Below are 26,075 nucleotides of genomic sequence, written 5' to 3'. Positions count from 1 at the left end.
TCAGCCGACAACTACCTCGGTGAGCGTGGCCAGTGGTCGACGCAGGGCGTTGACGGCATCCGAGAGCTGCTTGCGCTCGGCGGCGTCGAGCTCGGTGAACGGCACGAACCCGTCCTCCCCGCTGCGATAGCCGTCGAGCGTGGAGGCGAGGGAGTCGATGCGCGAGTCGATCTCGGCGACCAGTTCGGCATCCTTCTGTTCGGCGAGCTCGCGGACGGTGCCGAAGGCCACCGCGGCTCCCTCGAGGTTGGCCTGGATGTCGTAGAGGTCCGTGTGCGAGAAGATCTCCTCCTCGCCCGTGATCTTGGTGGTCGCCACCTCCTCGAGCAACGCGATGGCTCCGTTGGAGATCTCGTCGAGGCTGATCGTGAAGTCGTCGGCGTGCACCAGGTCGTAGAGCATCCGGGTGTCGCGGTTCAGAGCATCCGCCATCTCCCGGCCCTGGTCCGGGGTGAGCGCCGGCTGGCCGGCGGGCAGCCACAGATCCTTCTCGATCACGTGCCACCCGGTCCACGCTCCGCCCGACTCCTGCGAGTCCGCCTCACGCAGGTCGAGTGCCGGGTCGATGTCGCCGAACGCCTCGGCAGTGGGCTCGATGCGCTCGTAGTGCATGCGCACCCGGGGATACAGGTAGCGCGCCCGGTCGACATCCCCGGTCGTGTACGCCGTCGTGAACTCCTCGGTCCGCGTGAGCAGGGCCCCCACCTGATCCCTGACGTAGGCGGTGTAACTCACCACTGCGTCATCGCGCAGTGCCTGCTCGTCCTCGGAGACCGCGATCTCCTCACCTGAGTCCGTCACGGTGAACTCGGCGACCCCCGTGACCTCGCCGACCATGTTGGGCTTGCAGGCGGTGTAGTAGGTGCCGGGCTCGAGCACGATGGTGAAATCGGTGGTCGTGCCGGGGCCGAGGTTCTCCCGCTCCCCCACGATCCGCAGTTTGTCGGCGGCGAGGATCTCGAACTCGTTGGGCTCGTCTCCCGCGTTGACCAGCGTGAATCGGGCCGTCCCCGACGGGGCCTCCGCGGCCGAGACCTGGCACTGCGCACCGTTGATCGTCACCTCGAGCGGCTCCGCACTTCCCGGCCCGGAGGGGTCTGTGTTGGCGACGCACCCGGAGAGTACAGCCATGGCGGCGCCGACACCCAGTGGGAGCGCGAGGATGGGATTGCGGAAAGCGGATCGGTTCACCGTGTGATGACTTCCTTGTCGGCGGGAACGGTGTGGTCTGCGTCGGGATCCGAGGGGTGGGCGGAACCTGTGGCGCCGCCCGCGGCCGGGCGCGGGCGGTGCCGCGAGGCACGGAGGAACAAGGGCAGGACGACGACGAGGTAGGCCACCCACCCGAGGACCTGGAGCCAGGTGGGCATGAGGTTGACGTTCACGATCGCCACCGCGAGCGTGTACGGCAGGAGGCCGATTCCGGAGGTGGGCGCCAGGTGCGAGAGGTCGTAGGCCCAGTTGCCCCACCCGGGCAGAACGGAGGCCTCCTGGAGGTCGCCGAGACCGTAGGAGACGATGCCTGCGGCCACGATGATGAGGAAGATCCCGCTCCACCGGAAGAAGGCACCGATGTCGATCCGCACGGCCCCGGCATAGATGGCCACCCCGAGCACAGCGGCGGTGGCGAGGCCGCACAGCACCGCGACGGCGGGGACCGCCGCCGAGGTCGCCATGGTCGAGCGGGCGGTGGCCCAGACGAACATCGCGGTCTCGAGTGACTCCCGGCCGACCGCGATCAGGGCGATCCACACGATGCCGCGGCCACTCCGGTCCACTGCGCGGGCGATCGACGACTCCAGACCGGCCTTCTGATCGGCGGCGTGCCTGCCCATCCAGAGGATCATCCAGGTGATCAACGCCACCGCGAGGAGGCTGAGGATGCCGCCGAGGACCTCCTGGGCGGCGAAGGTCAAGGTGTACGGGCCCCAGGTCATGAACGCGCCCGCCGCCAGAGGGACGAGGGCCGCCACTGCGACGCCCGCCCACAGCCGGGGAAGGAGGTCCCGGCGGCCGACCTTGACGAGATAGGCGACGAGGACGCCCACCACGAGGGCGGCCTCCAGCCCTTCGCGGAGGGCGATGAGGAAGTTGGCGAGGAACACGACTGACCTGGGTTCTGTGCGGGGTCCCCGGGTCGCACGGCGCGGTCCGGCTGCGAGGTCGATTCAGCAGCTTAGGAGAGGCTTACCTGTTCTTCCTGCGAGAGCAGTTCTACTCCTCGATCCGGCCCGGCGCAATAGGACTCCGCGGCCACCGAGCTGGGGCACACTGGCCCGCATGTTACTGACGATCACCGCCCGCCGTTCGGAGGCGCTCACCACGCCAGGTGATCTGGGATTCCTCCTGCACAAGCATCCCGACAAGGTGCAGTCCTTCGGGGTGTACGCGGGCACGGCGCACGTGTTCTACCCCGAGGTCAGCACAGAGTCATGCACTGCCGCGGTGCTTCTTGAAGTGGATGCGGTCGCTCTGGTCCGGGGACGCTCCGGGCGCAGTGACGCCTTCGCGCTGGGGCACTACGTCAACGACCGCCCGTACGTCGCATCCTCACTGCTGGCGGTGGCGATGGGAAAGGTGTTCAGGTCGGCGCTCAACGGTCAGTGTGTCGGCTACGAGGACCTGGTCGAGGCTCCCCTGGATCTGACGATCTCGCTGCCGGCGGTGCCCGGTGAGCCCGGCCTCGTACGCCGGTTGTTCGCGCCTCTGGGATGGGACGTCCAGGCCGAGCCGATCGCGTTCGATTCCACCAGGCCCCAGTGGGGCGCAGCGCCACTGGTGAGACTGACGTTGACCGGGTCGGTGCGCCTGACGGACGCGCTCAGTCACCTGTACGTCCTGCTCCCCGTCCTCGATGAGGCCAAGCATTATTGGGTGGGCCGGGACGAGGTCGACAAGTTGCTGCGTGCCGGTGACCAGTGGTTGCCCTGGCACCCCGAACGGGATCTGGTGGCACACCGCTACCTGGCCGGCCAACGAGCTCTGCGCGAGGATGCCCTGTCTCGTCTCGCCGAAGTCGATGACCGCATCGCGGAGAACGTCCGTGACGAGGCGGCCGGAACGGACGATGCCGCCACCCCTCGTCCCCTGGTCAGGCTGCGCCACGAGGCCGTTCTGGAGGTGGTCCGCGACCTGGCGCCGAGCACGATCGCCGATGTGGGCTGCGGCTCAGGCGCCCTGCTGGGCGGCCTGCTCAAGGTCCGGGGCGTGGCACGCGTGATCGGCACGGAGGTCTCGGACGTCGCCTTGTCCAAGGCTGCCACGCGATTGCACGTGGACTCGATGACCGAACGCCAGGCTGACCGCCTGTCGCTTCTGCGCTCCTCATTGATGTACGAGGACGAACGGTTGGCCGATCTCGACATGGCGATCCTCATGGAGGTGATCGAGCACGTCGACCCCGACCGGCTGCCGGCTGTGGTGCGCAACGTGTTCGGCGCGATGCATCCCCGGCACGTGGTGATCACCACGCCCAACGTCGAGTACAACGTGCACTACCCGGCGCTGGCCGCAGGAGGCTTCCGGCATCCTGACCATCGGTTCGAGTGGACGCGGGAGCAGTTCCAGTCCTGGGCCCGCTCCGTGGGCAGCGCCCACGGCTATCAGGTGGAATTCCGTCCCGTGGGCGAGCCCGACGGGCAGGTCGGGCCGCCGACGCAGATGGCCGTGTTCAGTCAGTCCGCCCCGGTGGAGGTGTCCGCATGAGTGAACTGTCCATCCCCGAGTTGTCCCTGGTCCTGCTCATCGGTGTGAGCGGTTCCGGCAAGTCGACCTTCGCGGCGACACACTTCGCCCCGACAGAGGTGATCTCCAGCGACGACTGCCGGGCGATGGTCTGCGATGACCCCAATGCCCAGGACGCCACCGCAGATGCGTTCGCGGTGTTGGAGTTCATCGCCGGCAAGCGCCTGGCACGCGGACTGCTGACCGTGATCGACGCGACCAATGTGCAGCCGGCGGCCCGCAAGTCCCTGCTTGCCCTGGCCAAGGAGCACGACGTGTTGGCCGCCGCCATCGTGCTCGACCTGCCCACCGCGGTGGCCGTGGAGCGCAACGAAGCCCGCGCGGATCGCGACTTCGGCGCCCGGGTGATCAAGCGCCAGCAGGGCCAACTGCGCCGCTCGCTGCGCGGGCTCAAGAAGGAGGGGTTTCGCTCCGTCCACGTGCTGGATTCGGAGCAGGCGGTGGCCGAGACCTCGATCGTCCGGACCCGGTTGTTCAACGACCGCCGCGACGATCACGGGCCGTTCGACGTGATCGGCGATGTCCACGGGTGCCGCGCCGAGCTGGAGGAGCTGCTCGGGACGCTCTCTCCGGGAGTCCTGAGGTTGGCGATGGGCATGGTCGAGTCCGGTAACGCCCTGTGCGTGTCGGGAAATCTTGAGGCAAAGCTCGCCAAGGCACTGGGGCGGGGGTCCGTCAAGGCCACCCATGGTCTGCAGCAGACCCTCGACCAGTTGGCGACAGAGGACGGCTCGTTCGTCGCCAGGACACGTGCGTTCTGTGACGGGCTCGTGGCGCACTACGTCCTGGACGACGGCAACCTGGTCGTGGCACACGCCGGTCTGAAGGAGAAGTACCACGGTCGCGCATCCGGGCGGGTACGCGCGTTTGCCCTGTACGGAGACACCAGCGGCGAGACAGATGAGTTCGGCCTACCCGTCCGATATCCGTGGGCCGAGGACTACCGCGGATCAGCGACGGTGCTGTACGGGCACACCCCGGTCACCGAGACCGAGTGGGTCAACAACACGCTGTGCCTGGACACCGGGTGCGTGTTCGGCGGGTCCCTGACCGCACTTCGCTACCCGGAACGCCAGATCGTCTCGGTGCCCGCCCAGGACACCTACTACGAGCCGATCCGGCCCCCGGCGCCGCCCGAACGGGATCCCGCGACGCTGAAGCTGACCGATGTACTCGGGCCCCGGGTGATCGAGACCCAGTACATGGGACGGGTGTCGATGCGCGACGACAACGCGGCCGGGGCGCTGGAGGTGATGAGCCGCTTCGCCGTCGACCCGGAGCAGCTCTTCTACCTCCCTCCGACGATGTCCCCGGTGGACAGCTCCCCACGCGAGAACCTCCTCGAACACCCTGATCAGGCGTTCGACTACTTCGCCGCGCACGGAGTCGATCGGGTGATCTGCCAGGAGAAGCACATGGGTTCCCGCGCCGTCGTGCGCGTGACCGACCAGGGCAGCGGGGTGATTCACACCCGCACCGGTCGCGCGTTCCTTCCGGACGATCAGCAGTCGGTCGTCCTGCAGCGGATCGCTCGAGCGGCCACAGTCGCCGGGGTGTGGGAGGACCTGGGTGCCACCTGGTTGCTTCTCGACACCGAGATCCTGCCGTGGACGCTCAAGGCCGAGCCGATGATCCGAGGCCAGTACGCCGCAGTGGGCGCCGCCGCTACCACCTCCCTCGCCTCCGCCCTCGACGTGCTCGACGCCGCCGCCGAACGCGGCATCGACGTCGAGGACGTGCTCTCCCGAACCCGCACTCGAGCGGGCAATGCCGTGAGGTTCGTCGAGGCCTACCGTCGCTATATCCAGCCGGTCGACAACGAGCTAGGCCTGCAGATCGCTCCGTTCCAGGTCGTGGCCAGCGACGCCGGCACCTACGAGAACCGCGACCATCACTGGCACCTGGACCTGGCGGACCGACTCGTCGTCGCCGACCCGGAACTGTTCCGCACCACCCGCCGCCTCGACGTCGATGTCGCCGACAACGACTCCCGCGCGGCGGGAGTGCGCTGGTGGGACGATCTCACCTCAGCTGGTGGTGAGGGCATGGTCGTCAAGCCGCTGTCCAACCTCACCCGAGGGAAGAAGGGCCTGGTCCAACCCGGACTCAAGGTCCGCGGACGTGAGTACCTGCGCATCATCTACGGCGCCGACTACACCACCCCGGGGACACTGGCCGGCCTCAAGAATCGCTCGCTCGGACAGAAGCGCTCCATGGCGCTACGGGAGTACGCGCTCGGACTCGAGGGCGCGCGCCGGGCCGCAACGGGCGAGCCGACCTGGCGGATCCACCAGTGCGTCTTCGGCGTCCTGGCCATGGAGTCCGAACCGGTCGATCCTCGGCTGTGACGGACTGCTCGGGGACCCCGGACAGGGATGCCGCTGCACGGTCTGCCTCGTCACGCCCGTCGTCGTCGCGCCGTCGACGGGTGCCCGCAGGTGTGCTGCTGGTGGCACTCGGCACGATCTGGGCAGCACTCGCCGTTCATGCGGCGTCCCAGCCGGCCAGCCTGGGAATGGAGGACGTCATCGGGGGGTTCCTGCTCGTGTTCCTCGCCGCGGCATGGCTCACGCGCAGTGCCCAGGTGTGGCTACGGCGTCAGGAGGTCGCGGGCGGATGGTGGCCGCTGGCAGTGGTCCCGGTCGTCGTTCTGGCAGGTGTGGTCCTGGCTGAAACCTCGATTCCGTTCGATGTGAGGTGGTCGGCCTCGCACGACGACTTCTCGGACGCGGTCACCGAGATCGAGAACGGCCGCCATCTCGAGTCCTTCGCTGACACCCGGCTCGGTCGCTACCGCGTCGTCTTTGTCGACCGCAGCCACGACGGCCACCTGCGCTTCATCACGCACACGAACTGGGTGACCTACGCCGGGTTCACGCACGCGACGTCGGTTCCCGACGAATCCCGCGGGTACTTCTCGTACCAGCCACTCGCCGATACGTCCTGGTATCGGATGAGCGGCAGCTAGTGAGTCATCCACTGTCGGGGACCGTCTACCTCCGCGGAGCGGTCCCGCAGCACGAGTCACAGGCGGAGCTCATCGAGGTGTGCCGTATCGGGAGCGGGAGCAGCGGACGGCACACACCATGAGGGCGGCGACCGCAATGCCGAGTAGTACACGTCGGTCTGCCAGCCACGTCAACGGCCACTCGGCGAGCGTGAGTGCGCGCGATCCAAGGGTTGCCTCGGGCGCGCTGGGAGGACCGTGGAACTCCGTGACGAGCTCACCTAGACTCGCTGACTCTCCGTCGAGAGATGCAGTATTGCGCACGCATCCCTCCGCCTCAGTCGCGCGGATGATGCCGTCCTGGCCTGTCCCCACGAACAGGTAAGTAGTTCCGCGAGGCGGAGTTCCCGGGCCGCAGCTCGTCTTATTGGCCGTCACAAGGACTCGTTGCGACACTTCGCCGCTGTAGACCTCGTCCACTGCGTAGACGACGGCTCCGGGGAGTGTTCGCACGACTGTGCCTTCAAGTACAACGTCGTATCTGGAGATCAGATCGGACGCTGCTTGCCGAGTCTCGGGTGGCACGCATGAGCAGGCCGAGGCGACGCCTGCCCCGACGATGACCGCAATCAGCACGACCGCCCACACCACGGGCGTAGGCATCGCGCAGCGCGTCGATGTCATGCCCACCGAGGTTGGAGATCGCGCCGATCAGCGCCTGATCGTCGAGGTGGCCGATGGTCTCGTTAATTGCCTCGGCTTCGGGTCCCGTACCGGGGATCCGGTCTCGGATCTCCTGCGCGGAACACCGCAGCAGCCTCTGGTATTCGGGTTTGGACATGTCACGAATGCGCCGTTGCAGTGCCTGGCCACCGGGACGGGCGAACAGTCCTTCCAGCGTTCGACCGAACGGGACGGTGAGGACCTGCCAGCCCGCGGCGGCGAACATCTTCTCCAGCCTGCGCGCGGCGATGTTCGGTACGACGCGGTCGAGCGACTGCCGGTTCATGTCGACGACCCACACCACCTCGCCGAGGTCGGCCACCGGGAGTCGAGCACCGCCTCCCACACCGCGCCCTCGTCGAGCTCGGCCTCGCCGACCAGCGAATATTGGCGACCGGGGCCGGTGGGGCCGAAGGTGGTGTCCACATAGCGCCGGGCCATCGCCCCCCACAGCGGTGCGGTCGCCCCGATCCCCACCGAGCCCGTGGAGTAGTCCACGCGATCCGGGTCCTTCGACCGACTGGGATAGGGCTGGAGCCCGCCGTACTCGCGCAGCGTCGTCATATAACGCTCGTCGAGGTCGCCGAGGAGATAGTTGATCGAGTGCAGCACCGGCGAGGCGTGGGGTTTGACTGACACGCGGTCGCCGGGACGCAGTTGCCCGAACCACAGCGACGTCATGATGTGCACCATGGACGCGCACGATGCCTGGTGCCCTCCGACCTTCAGACCGCTCGGATTGGGACGGACCCGGTTCGCGTGGTGAATCATCGCGGTGGAGGTCCACAGCACGCGCCGGGCGATCGAATCCAGTATCGCGCTGTCGGCCTCCGGGGCGGCGGCCTGCTGTGCGGTGTCGGCCTCCGGGGCGGCGGCCTGCTGTGCGGTGTCGGTCATAGCAGGGACTCCTTCTGACGGGGCGACGAGGCCGTCGACGCGCTGAAAACCGGCGCCCACCGCGCCTTGAGGAACGAGACGAGGGAGCCCGCGGACGACGCCGCCGAGGTCTCGGTGTTCCAGATGATGTGCCCGTCGCAGCGGACCGCGACCGCTCCACCTGCCTCGAGCCCCAGAAGACTCTCGGCGCGCGCGGGTTCGACGGACCGCTGGCGGACGTCGACCACGTCGATCGCCACCGGACCGGTTCCCTCGCCGTCGAGGTGGTAAAGCCACGCCCGGGGATCGGCGGTGATGAGCGTGACCGTCTGTGGCGAACGGTTGACCAGTTCCAGGATGGACCGCCGGCCATCCGCGATATCGACCAGCGACACATGTGGCAACCGCCCGCCCGGCACGACGGACGGTACGTAGTCCACGACCTCGTCCGGTGCGCTGGACTCACGCTCCCGACCGCCGCCGGCCACCAACGGGCTGTCGTAGCAGTATCCGAACTCGAGGCCGGTCGAGACGAAGTGCGGCAGTTGGAGCGGGATCGCGGCGGCGGCTCGCTCGCGGGCACGCAGCGCACGGGGGGATTCCCTGAGGAGCACGGCCGTCCGCGCGAGGCCGCCCCGCACCAGGTGCTCGGACAGCCACGCCGCCACCCCCGCCGGCAACCACGTCAGTGGCGCCCGACCCATCAGACGGGTCACCCGATACAACGCACGATTGGTCGCGCCGAAGTGTCGTGTGACCGCGTCGAGGTGGAAATGGTTGGCCACGCTGTGCTCGGCGAACCGCTCGACCACCGGCCGGCGTTCCAGCTCGAAGGTGTCGAGCAGGCTCTCCTCGGCACCGTGGTTGAGCACCGCGTCGAGTTTCCACGCGAGGTTGTGCGCGTCCTGGACCCCGCTGTTGAGTCCGTACCCCCCGGTGTGCGGGAAACGATGCGCTGCGTCGCCGACCAGGATGACCCTGCCCCGGCGGAATGTCGACGCGGTCTGAGAGGTCATCGTCCAGGCGCCGGTCGACTCGATGTCGTAGGTGACGCCCTCACCGAGCACCGCGGGGAGCGTCTCACGCCAGTACCGAATCGGATCGGCGGCGATCGGCTGACCGGGATGCAGGTAGGTCCCCATCAGGACGTAGTGGCGGTCGGCGTGCGCGATGAGCACGCCGGCGAACTCGGGGCGGTAGATCCAGGTGAGCAGTGGCCTCTCGCCCGGATGCAGGTCCGGGGAGCGGAAGAACGCACTGGCCATACGAGCCAGTACCGGGCCCCTCAGACTGATCCCGAGGCCCTCCCGGATCGGACTGTTGGCCCCGTCCGCCCCGATCACGAACGGCGTGGTGAACTCCCCGTCGTCCGTGCGCACCACCATGTGGTCCCCCACCTCGGAGACCTCGTACACGGTCACCCCTCGGCGGAACTCGACCAGCGGCTCGTCGTCGAGCCACTGCCAGAGCACGGGCATCAACAGGTGCTGTCCGACGTGCGAGATGAGGAAGTCGCTGAGGGAGCGGACGTGGTCCAGTTGCTCCGGGTCCGAGAGCAGATCGATCTCGCCCAGTGGGGGCGCGGTGGTCGAGGAGATCCACCGGATGAGGTTGATCTCGGATATCGGCGGCGACAGGGCCGCGATCTGGCCGGCGAGGTCGGGGTGGATCTCTCGCAAGATCTCGAGCGAACGGGCGTTGATGACGTGCGCGGCGGGGTGGGTCAGCGGATCGCGCCGTCGGTCCAGGACCAGAGAGGCGATCCCCCGCGATGCCAGCAGCAGGGCGAGGGTCGCCCCGGAGCTGCCCGCGCCGGAGATCACGACCGGGTCACGAGTCTCCGGGTTCATAGCGTGCGAAAGGTGATGGCGCGCTTGTTGGCCCGTGCCCTCGTGCCCGGACGAACGCCCGCCTGCCGGCTGGCGAGCGCGGACGTCGGCTCCCCGTTGCGGAGACGTTCGAGGAGGTACGACGGGTCGATCATGACACCGATGGGGTTGGCCGCGAACTCCTCGCTGTCGAAGTACGCGGCGGTCTCCTCGGGGGTCGGGAAATTCTCGACCTGGAACTCGAGACGGATACCGTCCGGGTCCTCGTAATACAACGAGGTGGTGGGCCCGTGGTTGATCGACCACACGGGCTCTATGCCGTGCGCGGCGAGGCGCTCGTGATTGAGCAACAACCGTTCGAGCGAGCCGTAGGTGAACGCCAGGTGGTCGACGCCGAGGACTTTGCGGCGGAGTCTGGCCAGCGGGAAGAGGTAGCGCATCACCCCGGGGATCTTGACGAGGGCCAACCGGTGGCTCTCCTCGTCCCAGGTGAGAAAAGCGATCTGCTTGTCCTCGTGGACGACCTTGGCGCCCAGGACTGTCCTGTACCACTCGATCATCTCCGACGCGCGCGGCGTCTTGACCACGTAGTGGGCGAGGATCTCTGGAGCCAGTGGGCTGTCAACCGGGTCCGCGGGTGTCATCGTGTCTCTCCGTTCGGTGTGTCTGCGGCGATGATGGGGGTGCGTTGCTTGCCCAGGTCGAGAGATCCGTCCCCGGAGCGGATGGAGGCGGTGACGAGGTCGCCCGGCCGCAGGAACGGGCCGTCCTCGTTGCGACGGATGAACAACCGCCACATCACGTGCTCGGGGAGCAGCGCGGTGGCCAGGCGTCGGATGAGCGGATGGGGCGACTTCGCGGCGGTGCCGTGCGGCGTACCGGTGAGGACCACGTCTCCGGGCGACAGATTGCAGAACGTGCTCAGTTCGCTCAGCGACTCGGCGGGGCGGTACAGCATGGTCGACGTCGAATCGGTCTGACGGACCTCGTCGTTGACCCGCAGCTCCAGGGTCAGGTCGTCGAGCAGCGGGTAGTCGGCCTCATCGAGTACGAGGAGCTCGGGGCCGAGTGGACAGAACCCGCGGTAGCTCTTGCCCTTGAAGTACTGCCCCTGCGGCAACTGGACGTCCCGGGCCGAGAGGTCGTTGCCGATCGTGATCGCGGCGACGTACCGGGGAAGCTGGTCGTCGGTGATGGTGACCGGCCCGTCGATGGTCGCTCCGATCACCAGGCCCAGCTCGATCTCGTAGTCGAGCAGACGGACGTGGCCGGGGCGCGTGACCGGATCGTAGGGCCCGGTCACCGAGGCGTCGGTCTTGTCGAAGAAGAGGTTGAACGCGCGGTTGTCTGGATCCATGCCCGATTCGATGGCGTGCTGGCGGTAGTTCGCGCCCTGGCAGACCACCCGGCACGGGACGGTCACCGGGGATACCACGGTCACGGCGGACAACCGATGAGTCGGCGGCCGGTCGACAGCGGCGCGCCACTCCTCCGCCCCGTGTTCCAGCACCTCACCGGTGGTCGGATAGTCGCCCTCCAGAGCAGTGACCTCGTCACCGTTGACGGTCCCCCAGTGCGTCGTCCCGTCGGCGACGAACCGGACCAGCCTGGTGGCCATGATGGCTCCTTCGTGTCGAACTCGATGCCGCGGACACTACCGACTTCATTGACTGCCAGTCAATGACTATCGGTCAACGATCTCAGAGAGCAGGCCCCTCTCGTACACTCGGGGGCGTGAAGAGGGATGCCAGTCCGCGCCCCGAGGACAGCTCCGACGCCACCAGCGCCCTGACGTCACGAGCCGAGCGCAAGGTCGCGACGCGCGGTCGCGTCCTCGATGCGGCCGCCGAGACATTCGCCGAACGCGAGTACAGCGCGGTCACGGTCTCGGAGATCGCGCGACGAGCCGGCGTGGCACACGGCCTCGTCTTCCACCATTTCGGTTCGAAGCAGGGGTTGTACCGGGCGGTCCTGGACAGATTCGTGGAGGACATGGACTCGGCTTTCGCCGCGGGCGTCGGCGACGACCCTGGTGACGCGATCCGGGCCGGCCTTCGTGCCCACCTGTGCCACGTCGCCGATCACCCCGCCCTCGCCCAGCGGCTGATCGCCGGCGGGCGATCGCCGGACTCGGATGTGCGGGAAGCGTCGCAGGCAGGACGCGACAGGGCACTCGAGATGATGGCCGAGTTGGTCGGGGTCGACGTCGATGACGCCACCGTCCAGTTCGTCGGGCGAACCCTCATCGCGGCCGCGGACGAGGCCTCGTTGAACTGGGTGCGCACCGGGTGCCGAGTGCCCGTCGACCACCTCGTGGAGTGGCTTGTCGAGGTGGGCTCCGCGGCCATCAGGGGCGCAGCAGTTCTGGACCCGGACCTCGACGTCGATACCGCCCTCGCGGTCGTGCACACCGGCCGGCGGCCGGAGACCGGCAGCACTGTGGTGTGAGGGGCAATCCCGGCAGGAACCTACGGCGCCACCCGCCGCCGCTTCGCCTCCCGCTCCGGGCTCGACGCGTACAACCACGACTCGGCCTCCCCCGGCCGGACCAACGCACGGCCCACCAGGATCACCGCAGCCTGCCGCAGGCCGGCCGACTCGACCGCGTCGGCGATGTCGCCGAGGGTGCCCCGCAGCTCGACGCGGTGCGGGCGGCTGGCGTTGGCCACCACCGCGACCGGACACTCCGCGCCGTGCGTGGGCACCAGCCGTTCGGCGAGCTCGCGGATCCGGGTGATCGCCAGGTGCAGGACCAGCGTCGCCCCGGTGGCGGCGAAGTTCTCGAGCGACTCCGTCGACGGCATCGCCGTCGACCGGGCCTGGACGCGGGTCAGCACGACCGACTGCACCACCTCGGGCACGGTGAGCTCCACCCCCAGCTCGGCGGCGGCGGCAGCGTAGGCCGGGACGCCGGGCACCACGTCCCAGGGCACGCCCGCTGCATCGAGGCGACGGGTCTGCTCGGCGAGCGCGGAGTACAGCGACGGGTCGCCCGAGCACAACCGCACCACCTCGAGCCCTTCGGCATGCGCTGCCGCGATCTCCCCGATGATCCCGTCCAGGTTTAGGTGCTGGGTGTCCACCAGCCGCGCGTCCGTTCGGCAGTGGTCGAGCACGCCGTCGTCCAGATAGGTGCCCGCGTACAGACAGACGTCGGCCGCTGCCAGCGCGGCGGCCGCGCGCAGCGTGAGCAGGTCGGCGGCGCCGGGTCCGGCCCCCACGAAGTGAACGGTCACGGCATCTCCTCGGTCGCTGACGAACGCGGCTTGACGGCGCACCACTGGACCACGGCCCGCGCCGGTGCCCAGCCGGTGAACGAGCCGATCGAGTCGGCGTGTTCCACGTGGAACCGTACGAGCTCGCCGCCGAACTCCGCGCGGGAATCGATCAGCACCCGCTCCGTCTCGATCGTCACCGCGTGCGCGACCAGCCTGCCGCCGGGACGCAGCGCCTCCCAGCACTGCCGCAGCAGCCCGGTCGCGGTGCCACCGCCGCCCACGAACACCGCGTCGGGGCGAGGGAGCCCCTCGAGGGCCTGCGGCGCGCGCCCATGAACAACCGCCAATGTCGGCACGCCCAACCGCGCGGCGTTCCGTTCCACCCGCGCCGCCCGCTCGGGATCGGCCTCTACAGACACAGTGCGGCACGACGGGTGCGCTCGCATCCACTCGATGCCCACCGATCCGGCGCCGGCGCCCACGTCCCACAACAGTCCTCCGGCCGACGGAGCGAGCCGCGAGAGGGCCGAGGCGCGCAGATCGCGGCGGGTGAGCTGGCCGTCGTTCTCGAAGGCGTCGTCGGGCAGACCCGGCGCCAGGCCGAGCGGGCGGGCGGAGGCGTCGGCCACGCACTCCACGGCCAGCACGTGCAGCTGGGGCGCCTCGCGTCCCGGGTCCCAGTCGCGCGCCACGCAACTCTGACGCGCCTCGTCCGGGCTGCCCAAGTCGGAGAGGACTGTCATCGTGCTCTCCCCGAAACCGGCACCAGCCAACACCCCCGCGACGCGAGACGGCGTGTGGCGATCCTCCGAGAGCACCAGCACCCGCCGCCCCGGCGCCACCTCGCGCACGAGGGTCCGGTGATCGCGCAGCACCGCCACCGACTCGGCGGGCCACCGCATCCGGGCGCGCGCCAGCGCAACCGACGACACCGCCGGCAGCACCTCCACCGACTTCGGGCCGAGCAGGTCGATCAACGTCGTGGCCACCCCGGCCACCAGCGGGTCGCCCGAGGCCAGGGCCACGATCGACCGGCCGTCGTAGCGCTCCAGCAGATCGGGCAGTCCCGAGCGCAGCGGCCGCGGCCATGCCACGCGCTCGCCCACCACCTCGCCCGGCATCATCGCCAGGTGCCGCTCCCCGCCCAGCAGGACGTCGGCGCCCAGGACGGCACGGCGACGGGACTCGTCGAGGCCGGCCCAACCGTCACCGCCGATGCCGACCACCACGACCACCCGTACGTTCATGACGCGGAACCCTACCGTCGAGCGCGGCCACCCGGCCCGACCGCCCGGAGCCCGAGGACGCTGGGTAGCCTCGGCCGGGAGAGACAACTACACCCCAACAGCACGAGGTGCCCCACGACCCGCCCCGGGCGGTGCGGAGGGGAGAATCAGGGAAGCCGGTGAGAATCCGGCACAGGGCCCGCTACGGTAACCCGGCCTCTCAGGCGATCGCGTCCAGCGCGAACGCCCGAGATGAGCCGGGAAGTCCGGAGACCGGCCTCGCGCTGACCAGTCTGGCAGACGAGAGCGGGAGCCCCCATGCCACTGCACTACCCCTTCAGCGCCGTCGTCGGTTCCGACGACATGGCGCTCGCCCTCCTACTGAACGCGGTCTCGCCGTCGGCCGGCGGCGTGTTGATCCGCGGCGAGAAGGGCACCGCCAAGTCCACGATGGTGCGCGCGCTGGCCGGGATCCTGCCGCAGATCGAGGTGGTGGCCGGTGACAGGTTCTCCAGCGCCCCGACCGACCGCGGCACCGAGACCCCCGACGGCCCGATCCCCCACGACGCGCCCACCGAGCACCGGCCGGTCCGTCTGGTGGAGCTGCCGATCGGTGCGACCGAGGACCGCATCGCCGGGTCGCTGCACCTGGAGAAGGCCCTGAGCGAGGGCGTCACCGCGTTCGAGCCCGGCCTGCTGGCCCGCGCGCACCGCGGACTGCTCTATGTGGACGAGGTCAACCTGCTCCACGACCACGTGGTGGACCAGCTCCTCGACGCCGCCGCCATGGGCCGGGTGACCGTCGAGCGGGACGGGGTGTCGGTGGAGCACGCCGCCCGCTTCGTCCTGATCGGCACCATGAACCCCGAGGAGGGCGAGCTTCGGCCCCAGCTGCTCGACCGCTTCGGCCTCACCGTCGAGGTGTCCGCACCGCGCGAGGCGGCGCTGCGGGCCGAGGTCATCCGCCGCCGGGTCGCCTTCGACTCCGACCCGGAGGGATTCTCCGCCACCTTCGCGGCGGACGAACTAACCCTGCGCGAGCGGATCGCCGCCGCCCGGGAGCGCGTGGGCGGCATCGAGCTCACCGACTGGGCGCTCACCACGATCGCGACCGTCTGCGCCGGATTCGACGTGGACGGTATGCGCGCCGACATCGTCACCGCGCGCACGGCCGCCGCCCACGCCGCCTGGGAGGGCCGGACCCGCATCACCCGCGCCGACATCCGCGTGGCCGCGCGCATGGCGCTCCCCCACCGCCGTCGCCGCGCACCGTTCGACGCCCCGGGGCTCGACGAGGACCTCCTCGACCGCCTCCTGGGGGACGACGACGAGCCCGATCCGCGAGACGACGGCCCGGACACGGACGGCCCGGGAGACGACACGAAGAACGACGACGACAACGCGGGCGACGCCACGACCGGTCAGCAGGATCCTGGGGCGAGCGCATCAGCCGAGGACACCGGCCACGCCGGACACGCGGAGTCGGATGCGGGCGACACCGAAGGCACCGAGTCGGGTGCGGCTGAGGACGGGCCGACGTCGGAGTCGAACGGCGGCGCCGACTCCGAGACCGACGCTGATGCTGACGCCAGCGACGAGACCGGTGCCCCGCAGCAGGGGGATCGCGACGCCGGTGAGAACGGCCGACCGGGCGCCGCGGCGGCCGAGCCGGGGACGGTCACGGCGGCCTCGGACCCGTATCGCACGCGGCTGCTGACCGTCGCTGGCACGGGCCACGGCGTCTCCGGCCGCCGGTCCCGCGCGATCACCTCCACCGGCCGGCGCACGGGCTCGGCCGGGTTCACCGGCTCCGACGTGCACCTGCCCGCCACCATCCGCGCCGCCGCGTCCCATCAGGCGGCGCGGGGCCGCGAGTCGGGAGCCGATGGCGGGCGACTGCTCCTGTCCGCCCGCGACCTGCGCTCGGCGGTCCGCGAGGGGCGGGAGGCCAACCTGGTGCTGTTCTGTGTGGACGCCTCCGGATCGATGGCCGCGCGCACCCGCATGGAGCAGGTCAAGACCGCCATTCTCTCCCTGCTCCTCGACGCCTATCGGCGACGCGACAAGGTGGGGCTGGTGACCTTCCGCGGGTCCGGCGCGCAGGTCGCGCTGCCGCCCACCTCCTCGGTGGACGTGGCCGCCGCCCGCCTGGCCGAACTGCCCGCCGGGGGCCGGACCCCACTGGCGGAGGGTCTGCTCACCGCCGCCCAGCTCCTCCGCGTCGAGGGGGTCCGCGATCCGCAGCGGCGACCCCTCGTCGTCGTCGTCACCGACGGCCGCGCCACCCACGGCCCGGACGCCCTCGCCCGGTCCCGCGCCGCGGCGGCCGGGCTGGCCTCCCACGGCGTGGCGTCGGTGGTGGTGGACTGCGAGAGCGGCCGGTTCCGCATGGGTCTGGCCTCCGAGCTCGCCACCCACCTGGGCGCCGAGCACATCCCGCTGGGGGAGGTGACGGCCGAGGGACTGACCCGCACCGTCCGCACCCACACCGCACCCACCCACACCGCACCCGCCCGCACCGCGGCCGGCGGCCCGGCACGACCCAGCCCCGCCCACCCCGAGGGAGAGGTGGCCTGATGCCGCAGGGACAACCGGCCCGGGTGCCCGACGACGGTCTGAGCACCCGGCAACGCCGCAACAAGCCCCTGATCATGGTCCACACCGGGCCCGGCAAGGGGAAGTCGACCGCAGCGTTCGGCCTGGCCATGCGCGCCTGGAACCAGGGGTGGGACATCGGGGTGTTCCAGTTCGTCAAGTCCGCCAAGTGGCGCATCGGCGAGCAGACGGTGATGGAACGGCTCGCGCGCCTGCACGCCGACACCGGTGAAGGCGGGCCGGTCGAGTGGCACAAGATGGGCTCCGGCTGGTCGTGGTCACGCAAGGACGGCACCGAGGAGGACCACGCCGCGGACGCCGCCGAGGGCTGGGCGGAGATCAAGCGCCGGCTCGCCGACGAGCGGCACGACCTCTACCTGCTCGACGAGTTCACCTACCCGATGAAGTGGGGCTGGGTGGACGTCGAGGACGTGGTCGAGACGCTGACCTCGCGGCCCGGTCGGCAGCACGTGGTGATCACCGGCCGCGACGCCGACCCCCGTCTGGTCGCCGCAGCCGACCTGGTGACCGAGATGACCAAGGTCAAACACCCCATGGACGCGGGTCAGAAGGGTCAGAGGGGGATCGAATGGTGACCGGATCGCCCACCGACCTGCCCCGGCTCGTGGTGGCCGCGCCGGCGTCGGGTCACGGCAAGACCACCGTCGCCACGGGGCTCATGGCGGCCCTGCGGCGCAGGGGCCTGACGGTCTCGGGCCACAAGGTGGGCCCCGACTACATCGACCCGGGTTACCACGAGCTCGCGACCGGGCGGCCGGGCCGCAACCTCGACCCGCACCTGGTCGGCGAGGACAGGATCGTCCCCCTGCTGCTGCACGGTGCGCAGGCCGCGCCGCGCCCGGCCGACGTCGCGGTGATCGAGGGAGTGATGGGCCTGTACGACGGCCAGATCGGGGGCGACGGCTTCTCCTCCACCGCCCACGTCGCCGGCCTCACCGGCACCCCGGTCCTGCTGGTGGTGGACATCTCGCACGCCTCGCGCAGCATCGCGGCCGTGGTGCTGGGGATGGCGACGTTCGATCCGTCGGTCCGGATCGGCGGGGTGATCCTCAACAAGGCCGGGTCCGTGCGGCACTCGGACGAGGTGCGCCGCGCCCTCGAGCCACTGGGGATCCCCGTGCTCGGGGTGCTGAGCCGGGACGACGAGGTCACCGCCCCGTCCCGCCACCTCGGCCTGGTCCCCGCGGCTGAGCGACCGGGGGCGGCCGGCAGCCTCGACCACCTCGCCGATCGCCTCGCCGCCTCGGTGGACCTGGACGCGGTGATGCGCCTGGCCCACACGGCGCCGCCGCTGTCGGGTCCGGCCTGGTCCGCGGAGGAGGCGCTGGTGGGGGGCCTGCCCGACTCGGGACCGCCCGCACTGGCGCTCTCCGGGCCCCGGCGTCCGGTCGTCGCCGTGGCGGGGGGCCGCGCCTTCACCTTCCGCTACGCCGAGACGGTCGAGTTGCTCGACGCCGCGGGGTGCGACGTGGCCGTCTTCGACCCCCTCGCCGACTCCGCTCTGCCCGAGGGCACCTCCGGCGTCTACCTCGGGGGCGGATTCCCGGAGGTGCACGCGGCGGGGCTGGCCGCCAACCGGCCGATGCTCACGGCGCTGCGGACCGCCCTCGGCGCCGGCGTACCCACCGTGGCCGAGTGCGCGGGACTGCTCTACCTCTGTCGCACCCTCGACGGCGCCCCGATGATCGGGGCGGTGCCGGCGGACGCGGCCATGTCCCCGCGCCTCACGCTGGGTTACCGTCGCGTCACCGCGGGGTCGACGAACCTCCTCACGGCGGCGGGCACCGAGGTCACCGGCCACGAGTTCCACCGCACCACGGTCACCCCGGGTTCCGGGGCGTCCGGGCCTGGCGCGGCGGGCGCGGCTGCGGCATGGACGTGGGGCGATCGCGTCGAGGGCTTCGCGACCCCCACCCTGCACGCCTCGTACCTCCACACCCACTGGGCCGGGCACCCCGCGCTGGCGGCGAGGTTCTCCGCCGAGGTCGCCCGCGCACACAGCAGGCCGCCCGCCGACAGTGGTCGACGGGCGGCCCGCATCAGTTGATCAGGACGCGCCGGGTCACATCAGGTAGCACGCCTCGGTGAACTCGAAGTCGGCCGCGGTCGGCCCCTCGTACCACTCCTCCTCCAGGACGAGTCCCGTCGGGCTGTCCGCCTCGATCCGGTTGAAAATGGTCGAGCGGGAGGCGTGCTCGTTGACGTCTCCCGAGTAGTCGCCGGCGCCCTCGGCGAACATCCCGTCGGTGTCCAGCCCGGTCAGGGAGTCGGCGGTCTCGAAGACCCCGGCGCGGGTGAGCTCATCGTTCTCGATCGCCTGCTGGAGCAGGCCGCGGATGACGGTCTGGGCCGCCCATCCCAGCGTGAACCAGTCGTTGGGCTCGGCCCCGATGGACTCGGCGAACTCGCGCATCTCGTTGTGGCCCTCGGAGTCGTAACCCCAGGGGGCGACGGTGGCGGCGCCCCGGTATCGGGCTTCGAGTGCCGGGGCGGCCTGGCTTCCCATCAGCCCCGCGCTCCAGGTGGGGGTGGCGCCGATGAACTGGCCCTCGTACCCCTGCGCGACGGTGGCGCCCACGATGGCGCCGGTCTCGATCGCGCTGGTCGCGAGCAGGACGACGTCCGGCCGGTCCGCCAGGATCCGCTGGATCACCGCGGTCTGCTCGTCGGTCCCGCCGGGGGCGGTGGTGTACCGGGTGAACTCGACGTCGCGCTCCTCGGCGGCGATCTCCGCGCCGTTCGCGGCGTCGTCACCGTAGTCACCGGGGAAGTGCACCATGCCGACGCTCGTGGCATCGAGCTCGTCGACCGCGTAGTCCACCATGTTCATGGCCTCCGCGCAGTAGCTGGTACCGAACTCCAGCACGCCGTCCTCGAACAGCCAGTTGGACCCCAGCGAGGCGGGGACGGCGAGGATGTTCTGTTGCCGCGTGTCGTCGAGGATGCCGTTGGTGTGGGCGGTGCCCAGCGAGTGCGCCAGCACCAGGATCTGGTCCCGGATCTCCCGGTACTCCTGGGAGTGGGTGGTCTCGTTGTACCCGCTGTCGCGCACGTGGGTCACCATGTCGACCTCGTAGCCGTCGATGCCACCGTTCTCGTTGACGTTCTGCCAGTAGGCCTGCGCACCCTCGATCATCGGCGCGCCGACCGGGGAGAACGGGCCCGTCAGGTCGGTGATCGCGCCGAGGTAGATGCAGCCGTTCGACTCGTCGACGGCGTTGGGACACGGTTCCTCGGTGATCCCGGCGACCTCGGTGTCGGAGGTGTCGTCGCGGCCACAGCCCGACAGGACCAGGGCGACGGCCGCCAGACCGGCCACCCCGCTGCGTAGTGTCTTCGACTTCATGGTGTTCTCCTCAGGTGTTCCAGTGGGTGAGATCAGTAGGTGAAGGGGAAGCTCTTCCAATACATCCGCATCCGCAGCCATATGCCGTACAGGCCCCGGGGCTCGAACAACAGGAAGGCCACGATGAGCCCGCCGTAGAGGATCGCCTCGACCTCGTAGATGTTCGGGCTGACGTTGGGTGCCGTGGAGATGAAGGGGATGAAGTGGGTCATCTCGGAGGAGATCCGGGGCAGCGACGCGATGAGCAGGGCGCCCATGATGGTCCCGGAGATGGTCGCGGCCCCGCCGATGAAGACGATGGCGACGAACTGGATCGACATGATCAACCCGAACTGTTCCGGACCGAAGTGCCGGTTCGCGACGAACAGCAGCGACCCGCACACGCCCGCGTAGAAGGACGAGACCGTGAACGCGATGAGCTTGTAGCGCGCCAGGTCGACGCCCATGACGCCGGCCGCGATGTCGCGGTCGCGGATCGCCCCGAAGGCGCGGCCGACCCGGGAGCGGGCGATGTTGCGGGCCGCGAGCGCGCCGATCAGCAGGAGCGCGAGGAAGAACCAGTACAACTTCTGGTCGGAGGTGAACGCGCTGTCGAGGGTGAGGTCGTCGCCGAACAGCACCGGGCGGGGCGCCTCACGTCCGACACCCTGACCACCGGTGACACTGCTCCACTCGGTGAAGATGTAGGTCCCGAGGAACACGAGACCCAGCGTCACCACCGCGAGGTACAGGCCCCGCAACCTGGTCGCGAGCGGCGCCACGATCACCCCGCAGAGCGCCGCCATCGCGCCGGCGGCGAGGATCCACGCCGGGATGAAGGTGATCCCCAGGCCCAGCGCGCGCCCCTCCGGGTCACCGGCCACCACCGACGCGGTGTACGCACCGACCCCCACGAAGAAGGCGTGCCCCAGGGAGATCTGACCCGCGTACCCGGTGATCAGGTTGAGCCCGATGCCACCGATGGCCAGGACGAGTCCTAGTCCCAGGATCCGCAGCAGGTCGTCGCTGACGTTGAACGGCAGCAGGATGGCGATGAGGACCAGCAACCCGGCGCCGAGTGCCTTGGCCCGCGTGTTGAACAGCGCCTGTTCCTGCCGGTAGCTGGAGTACAGCTCCGGTCGGCCGCGGGGCCGCCCGAAGAAGCCGGTCCGTTGTCCGGTCGGGCCGCTCGACGTCCCGGACGGCTCCGCCGTTGATACGAGTTGGCTCATACCCGTTCCACCTCCTTGGTGCCGAACAGTCCGTGGGGTCTGACCAGGAGTACGGCCAGCATGATGATCCAGGGCATCAGCGGCCCCAGGTTAGTGGTGAGGTCGGGAAACCACTGGTTGTGATAGGTCGACACGACGGCCTGGGCGATGCCGATGGTCAGGCCGCCGATGATCGCGCCGCCGATCGAGTCGAACCCACCGATCACGATCGCGGGTAGCGCGATGAGCGCCACCAGCCACAGGGTGTTACCGATCGGGCCGCCGGTCGCCGCGAAGATCCCCGCGATCGCCGCCAGTGCGCCGGCCATCGCCCAGGAGAGCGCGAAGATGGCGCTGGCGCTGACCCCCTGGGCCATCGCCGCCTCCTGGTCCGACGCGACCGCCCGCATTGCCAGGCCGACCGAGGAGTACCGGAAGAACAGCAGCAGCGCGATCACGATCACGGCGGCGGTGACGAACGCCGCCACGTGCCGGTGTTGGATGACGACCCCGCCGATCACCGAGACGTCGGTTCCCCACGGGTCCCCGACCGAACGCGGCTGGGTCCCGAGGAACATTCCTGCGATGGTGCGGATGACGATGTCCAACCCCACGGTGATGATCGCGACGATGAACACCGCCTTGCCGACCATCGGTCGGATCGCCGCACGCTCGACGAGCAGGGCCACGACGCCGATGGCGATCACCCCGAGGATCGCCCCGACGTAGAACCCCATCACCGGCGCGAGGAAGCTGACGATGATCGCACCGGACATGAGGAACGCGGGCTGCGCGAAGCTGATGACGCCGGTGGCCTTGAAGATCATCACGAAGCCGATCGCGACGAGTGCGTAGATGGCACCCGAACCCAGACCGACGCTCAGGGCACTGAGGAACTGGGTCATCGTGCCCCCTCGTAGAGCTCGTCGACGAGGTCCGCGAACATCCCCGTCACCGCGGAGCGCTTGACCTTCTGGGTGGCGGTGAGCTCACCCTCGTCGTGATCGAGTTCCTTGGGCAGCAGCGCGAACGCCTTGACCTGCTCCACGGCGTTGAACCTCTCGTTGGCGGTATCGACGACCCCCTGCACCAGCTCGCGGACCTCGGGTTTCTCCGTGAGGTCCCGGTAGGTGGTGTAGGCGATCCGTTTGCGCGTGGCCCAGTCACCGACTGTGTCGAGCTCGATCCCGATGAGCGCGGTGAGGTACCTGCGGCCGTCGCCGATCACCAGGGCCTCCTTGATGTAGGGGGACACCTTCAGGGCGTTCTCGACCTCCGACGGCGACACGTTCTTGCCGCCGGCGGTGATGATGATGTCCTTCATGCGGTCGGTGATCTTGACGTGGGTCCCGTCGACCCACTCGCCCACGTCCCCGGTGTGGAGCCACCCCTCGGCGTCGATGGTCTCGGCCGTCTTCTCGGGGTTTCGCCAGTACCCGGCGAACACCGCCGGGCTGCGGACCAGGATCTCGCCCGTCCTCTCGTCGATCTTGAGTTCGGTTCCCTCGTGGGGTTCACCGACGGTCCCGAGCTTGACCCGTCCGGGCTTGTTGGTCGTGGCGATCGCCGAGTTCTCCGTCATCCCGTAGAGCTCGTGCATCGGTACGCCGATCCCCATGAAGAACTTGAGCACCTCCGGGGCGATCGGCGCCGCTCCGGAGACCGCGTGGCGGGCGTACCGCAGGCCCGTCCGGACCCGCAGCGCCCGATACATGCAGATCCACCCCAGCACGTACCAGGCGCGGCTGGCCGGGGTGTGGCGTCCGCCGTTCGAGACCAGGGCATCGCCGATCCGCTCGGCGCGCGCCAGCCAGAACCCCGACCACTTCCGCTTGAGCCACGTGGCGTCCTCCAGACGGATCTGGGCCGAGGCCAGGAGCTTCTCCCAGATCCGCGGCACACCCATCACCAGGGTGGGCTGCACCTCCTGGAGGTTCTGCGGCACGGTGTCGATGGATTCGGCGAAGGTCACCTGAAGTCGGCTCGCGCAGCTCATCCACGTGGTGAAGAAGCGCTCGGCGACGTGCGACAGCGGGAGGTAGGTGAGCACGTAGTCGGAGGGTCCCGGGGGCGGATCGGAGGTCCCCCCGCGGGTCATGACGGTGTCGATCGCGAACTCGACGTTGGACGTGGTGAGCATGGCCCCCTTGGGCGGCCCCGTCGATCCCGAGGTGTAGACGAGGGTGATCAGGTCGTCGGGTCGGGCCTGCTCCATCCGCCGGTCCACCGCCCCGTCGTCCTTCTGTCGGTGTTCGCGACCGAGTGCCAGGAAGTCGTCCCAGTGGATGAGGCGCCCGTCGTCGTAGTGCCCCCGGATCCCGCGCGGCTCCAGGTACACGATGTGGGTGAGGTCGGGGCACTGGTCGGAGACCGCCAGTGCCTTGTCCACCTGCTCCTGGTCCTCGGCCACCAGCAGCTTCACCTGGCTGTTCTCCAGCAGGTACCCGACCTCGGCGGCCGGGTTGGTCGGATAGACACCCACACTGACGCCCCGGACGGCCACGGTCGCGATATCGCAGATCAGCCACTCGGGCCGGTTCTCGCTGTGGATGGCGACGCGGTCCTGGGTGTCGATCCCCAGCGCGATCAGCGCGTGCGCGACGTCCTGGATCTGGTCCCAGTACTGCGCCCAGGTCGTCGGCTGCCAGACACCCCGGGACTTCCGCCGCAGTGCCACGTCGCCGGGGTGGGCGGCGGCGTTGTCCCGGACCCGGGTGGCCAGAGTCGTGGTGCTCATCAGCTCCCCCCTCCGTCCGCGGGCACCGCGGCCTGGCCGCCCAGATAGGCCTCCACCACCGCCGGGTGGCTCTGTACCTCCGCCGGGGTGCCGAGGGCCAGCGGGGCGCCGAAGTCGATGGCCAGCACGCGGTCCGCGATGTCCATCACCAGGCTCATGTCGTGCTCGACGAGGATCATGGGGGTCTTGAACTCCTGTCGGATCGAGAGCAGGAAGCGCGCGGTGTCCTCGGTCTCCTCGAGGTTCATCCCGGCCACGGGTTCGTCCAGCAGGAGGATCTCGGGCTCCATGGCCAGTGCCCGCCCGAGCTCGATGCGCTTCTGGATGCCGTAGGGCAGCAGGCCCACCGGGAGCTTGCGCCACGCCTGGAGTTCCAGCAGGTCGATGATCTCCTCGACCGCGGCGCGGTTCAGTTCCTCCTGGCGCCTGGCCGGCCCCACCCAGGCGATCGCGGCCAGGGTGCCGTAGCGGAACTTCACGTGCCGGCCCAGCATGAGGTTGTCGACCAACGTCAGGTTGGCGAACAACTCGACGTTCTGGAACGTCCGGGCGACCCCCAGGCGGGCGATCCTGTGCGGGCGCATCCCCAGGAGCTGTTGTCCCTTGAGCTTCACCGACCCCTGCTGCGGCCGGTACACGCCCGAGAGGACGTTGAAGATGCTGGTCTTGCCGGCGCCGTTGGGGCCGATGATCGCGAACAGCTCGTCCGGGTTGACGGTGAAGTCGACGCCGTCGATCGCCTTGAGGTTCCCGAAGGACAGGCTCACCTGCGAGAATTCGACGACAGGGGTGGATGTGGACGGTGCAGTCATGACGCCCACCTCTTGCGTCGCCGGTACTGTTTGACGTTGCGATAGGACTTCGTCTCCTCGGAGTCCGAGCGCGCGCCCAGGTAGAACTCACGGATGTCGTCGTTGTCGAGCAGGTCCGCCGCGGGACCGTCCATGACCACGCGGCCGGTCTCCACCACGTACCCGTGTCGGGCGATCGACAGCGCCATCGCCGCGTTCTGCTCGACCAACAGCACCCCGGTCCCCTGCGAGTTGATCTCCACGATGATGTCGCGGATCTGCTCCACCATCTTGGGCGCGAGCCCGAGGCTCGGCTCGTCCAGCAGGAGGTATCGCGGTGCGGACATGAGCGCCCGGCCGATCGCCAGCATCTGCTGCTCGCCGCCGGACAGGTAGCCGGCGACTCGCGACCGGCGCTCGTGGAGCACCGGGAAGAGCCCGTAGACGCGCTCGAGTCCCTCACGGAGGTGCCGGCGCTTGACGTGCGCGCCGATGCGCAGATTCTCCTCGACTGAGAACTCCTTGAAGATGCGCCGGCCCTCGAGGACGTGCTTGACGCCGTGGCGCGCGATCGCGGGTGCGCTCAGCGAGCCCATGTCCTCCCCGTCGAGGGTCACCGAGCCCTTGGTGATGGCCCCGTTGTGAACATCGAGCAACCCGGAGAGGCTGCGCAACAGCGTCGATTTGCCGGCTCCGTTGGCGCCCAGCAGCGCGACGATGTGGCCGTCCGGCACGTCGAAACTCGCACCTCTGATGACGAGCATCGCGTCGTCGTAGACGACTTCGAGATTACGAACTGATAACACTCGACCTCCTGGTGTGATGGAGACCA

The 26,075-nt window shown here is 69.6% G+C and carries 20 protein-coding genes, 1 pseudogene and 1 riboswitch; of the genes and pseudogenes, 7 read left to right on the top strand and 14 right to left on the bottom strand.

What is annotated here, in order from left to right:
- Together efeO and efeU are read right to left on the bottom strand one after the other, a co-directional pair.
- Positions 1-1,191 (bottom strand): iron uptake system protein EfeO, encoded by a 1,191-nt coding sequence (efeO, locus tag ABIE38_RS08445; protein WP_354055321.1) that lies wholly within the window; start codon positions 1,189-1,191, stop codon positions 1-3.
- Positions 1,188-2,105, bottom strand: a complete 918-nt coding sequence (gene efeU, locus ABIE38_RS08440) for an iron uptake transporter permease EfeU (protein ID WP_354055319.1) — start codon at positions 2,103-2,105, stop codon at positions 1,188-1,190. Before efeU ends, efeO begins: the two co-directional genes overlap by 4 nt.
- Before the next feature lie 175 nt (positions 2,106-2,280).
- Here efeU and ABIE38_RS08435 point away from each other — a divergent pair, with 175 nt between their 5' ends.
- The 3 genes from ABIE38_RS08435 to ABIE38_RS08425 all read left to right on the top strand — a co-directional run bounded on the left by ABIE38_RS08435 (position 2,281) and on the right by ABIE38_RS08425 (position 6,712).
- The gene (locus ABIE38_RS08435) at positions 2,281-3,705 is read left to right on the top strand and encodes a 3' terminal RNA ribose 2'-O-methyltransferase Hen1 (protein WP_354055317.1); all 1,425 of its coding nucleotides are present in this window, start codon (positions 2,281-2,283) and stop codon (positions 3,703-3,705) included.
- Entirely contained in the window at positions 3,702-6,092 is a 2,391-nt protein-coding gene (locus tag ABIE38_RS08430; RefSeq protein ID WP_354055315.1) for a polynucleotide kinase-phosphatase, read from the top strand. Before ABIE38_RS08435 ends, ABIE38_RS08430 begins: the two co-directional genes overlap by 4 nt.
- An 80-nt stretch (positions 6,093-6,172) precedes the next feature.
- Entirely contained in the window at positions 6,173-6,712 is a 540-nt protein-coding gene (locus ABIE38_RS08425) for a hypothetical protein (protein ID WP_354055313.1), read from the top strand.
- Positions 6,713-7,340: 628 nt separating this feature from the next.
- On the opposite strand, the pseudogene ABIE38_RS08420 reads toward ABIE38_RS08425, so the two are convergent.
- The 4 genes and pseudogenes from ABIE38_RS08420 to ABIE38_RS08405 form a co-directional block, all read right to left on the bottom strand.
- Positions 7,341-8,311 (bottom strand): annotated as a pseudogene (locus ABIE38_RS08420) (thiamine pyrophosphate-binding protein); the annotation flags it as partial.
- The gene (locus ABIE38_RS08415) at positions 8,308-10,140 is read right to left on the bottom strand and encodes an FAD-dependent monooxygenase (protein ID WP_354055311.1); all 1,833 of its coding nucleotides are present in this window, start codon (positions 10,138-10,140) and stop codon (positions 8,308-8,310) included. The gene ABIE38_RS08415 and the pseudogene ABIE38_RS08420, both read right to left, overlap by 4 nt.
- Positions 10,137-10,763, bottom strand: a complete 627-nt coding sequence (locus tag ABIE38_RS08410) for a VOC family protein (RefSeq protein WP_354055309.1) — start codon at positions 10,761-10,763, stop codon at positions 10,137-10,139. Before ABIE38_RS08410 ends, ABIE38_RS08415 begins: the two co-directional genes overlap by 4 nt.
- A complete protein-coding gene (locus ABIE38_RS08405) occupies positions 10,760-11,737 on the bottom strand; it encodes a fumarylacetoacetate hydrolase family protein (RefSeq protein WP_354055307.1) in 978 nt (325 codons plus the stop codon). The genes ABIE38_RS08410 and ABIE38_RS08405 overlap by 4 nt, the downstream gene beginning before the upstream one ends.
- A 116-nt stretch (positions 11,738-11,853) precedes the next feature.
- Between ABIE38_RS08405 and ABIE38_RS08400 the strand changes: the two genes are divergently transcribed.
- The gene (locus ABIE38_RS08400) at positions 11,854-12,567 is read left to right on the top strand and encodes a TetR/AcrR family transcriptional regulator (RefSeq protein ID WP_354055306.1); all 714 of its coding nucleotides are present in this window, start codon (positions 11,854-11,856) and stop codon (positions 12,565-12,567) included.
- A gap of 20 nt (positions 12,568-12,587) precedes the next feature.
- Here ABIE38_RS08400 and ABIE38_RS08395 read toward each other — a convergent pair whose 3' ends face one another.
- Positions 12,588-13,355, bottom strand: a complete 768-nt coding sequence (locus tag ABIE38_RS08395; protein WP_354055304.1) for a cobalt-precorrin-4/precorrin-4 C(11)-methyltransferase — start codon at positions 13,353-13,355, stop codon at positions 12,588-12,590.
- Positions 13,352-14,584 (bottom strand): precorrin-6y C5,15-methyltransferase (decarboxylating) subunit CbiE, encoded by a 1,233-nt coding sequence (cbiE, locus tag ABIE38_RS08390; protein WP_354055302.1) that lies wholly within the window; start codon positions 14,582-14,584, stop codon positions 13,352-13,354. Before cbiE ends, ABIE38_RS08395 begins: the two co-directional genes overlap by 4 nt.
- A gap of 88 nt (positions 14,585-14,672) precedes the next feature.
- A riboswitch (cobalamin riboswitch) is annotated at positions 14,673-14,859 on the top strand.
- A gap of 22 nt (positions 14,860-14,881) precedes the next feature.
- On the opposite strand from cbiE, the gene ABIE38_RS08385 reads away from it, so the two are divergent.
- From ABIE38_RS08385 to ABIE38_RS08375, 3 genes are read left to right on the top strand one after another with little or no spacing between them, the layout of a single operon-like run.
- Entirely contained in the window at positions 14,882-17,140 is a 2,259-nt protein-coding gene (locus ABIE38_RS08385; RefSeq protein ID WP_354055300.1) for a magnesium chelatase subunit D family protein, read from the top strand.
- Positions 17,140-17,754, top strand: coding sequence for a cob(I)yrinic acid a,c-diamide adenosyltransferase (cobO, locus tag ABIE38_RS08380; RefSeq protein WP_354055298.1), 615 nt, complete (start codon positions 17,140-17,142; stop codon positions 17,752-17,754). Before ABIE38_RS08385 ends, cobO begins: the two co-directional genes overlap by 1 nt.
- Entirely contained in the window at positions 17,748-19,226 is a 1,479-nt protein-coding gene (locus ABIE38_RS08375; RefSeq protein ID WP_502914745.1) for a cobyrinic acid a,c-diamide synthase CobB, read from the top strand. Before cobO ends, ABIE38_RS08375 begins: the two co-directional genes overlap by 7 nt.
- 15 nt (positions 19,227-19,241) lie before the next feature.
- Here the strand turns inward: ABIE38_RS08375 and ABIE38_RS08370 are convergent, their stop codons facing one another.
- From ABIE38_RS08370 to ABIE38_RS08345, 6 genes are read right to left on the bottom strand one after another with little or no spacing between them, the layout of a single operon-like run.
- Complete coding sequence (locus ABIE38_RS08370; protein WP_354055294.1) at positions 19,242-20,525, bottom strand: ABC transporter substrate-binding protein; 1,284 nt, start codon at positions 20,523-20,525, stop codon at positions 19,242-19,244.
- Between the two features lie 32 nt (positions 20,526-20,557).
- Positions 20,558-21,736 carry a branched-chain amino acid ABC transporter permease gene (locus tag ABIE38_RS08365; RefSeq protein WP_354055292.1) on the bottom strand — a complete coding sequence of 393 codons (1,179 nt, stop codon included), beginning with the start codon at positions 21,734-21,736 and terminating at the stop codon, positions 20,558-20,560.
- Positions 21,733-22,620 carry a branched-chain amino acid ABC transporter permease gene (locus ABIE38_RS08360; RefSeq protein WP_354055290.1) on the bottom strand — a complete coding sequence of 296 codons (888 nt, stop codon included), beginning with the start codon at positions 22,618-22,620 and terminating at the stop codon, positions 21,733-21,735. The genes ABIE38_RS08365 and ABIE38_RS08360 overlap by 4 nt, the downstream gene beginning before the upstream one ends.
- Positions 22,617-24,452, bottom strand: coding sequence for an AMP-dependent synthetase/ligase (locus ABIE38_RS08355; RefSeq protein WP_354055288.1), 1,836 nt, complete (start codon positions 24,450-24,452; stop codon positions 22,617-22,619). The genes ABIE38_RS08360 and ABIE38_RS08355 overlap by 4 nt, the downstream gene beginning before the upstream one ends.
- A complete protein-coding gene (locus tag ABIE38_RS08350) occupies positions 24,452-25,264 on the bottom strand; it encodes an ABC transporter ATP-binding protein (protein WP_354055286.1) in 813 nt (270 codons plus the stop codon). The genes ABIE38_RS08355 and ABIE38_RS08350 overlap by 1 nt, the downstream gene beginning before the upstream one ends.
- The gene (locus ABIE38_RS08345; protein WP_502914744.1) at positions 25,261-26,049 is read right to left on the bottom strand and encodes an ABC transporter ATP-binding protein; all 789 of its coding nucleotides are present in this window, start codon (positions 26,047-26,049) and stop codon (positions 25,261-25,263) included. Before ABIE38_RS08345 ends, ABIE38_RS08350 begins: the two co-directional genes overlap by 4 nt.
- Positions 26,050-26,075 lie beyond the last annotated feature (26 nt).

The organism is Dietzia sp. 2505 (assembly GCF_040546785.1).
Lineage (GTDB): Bacteria > Actinomycetota > Actinomycetes > Mycobacteriales > Mycobacteriaceae > Dietzia.
Note: the sequence above shows the minus strand (reverse complement) of the source record. Positions and strands in the feature narration are given on the sequence as shown.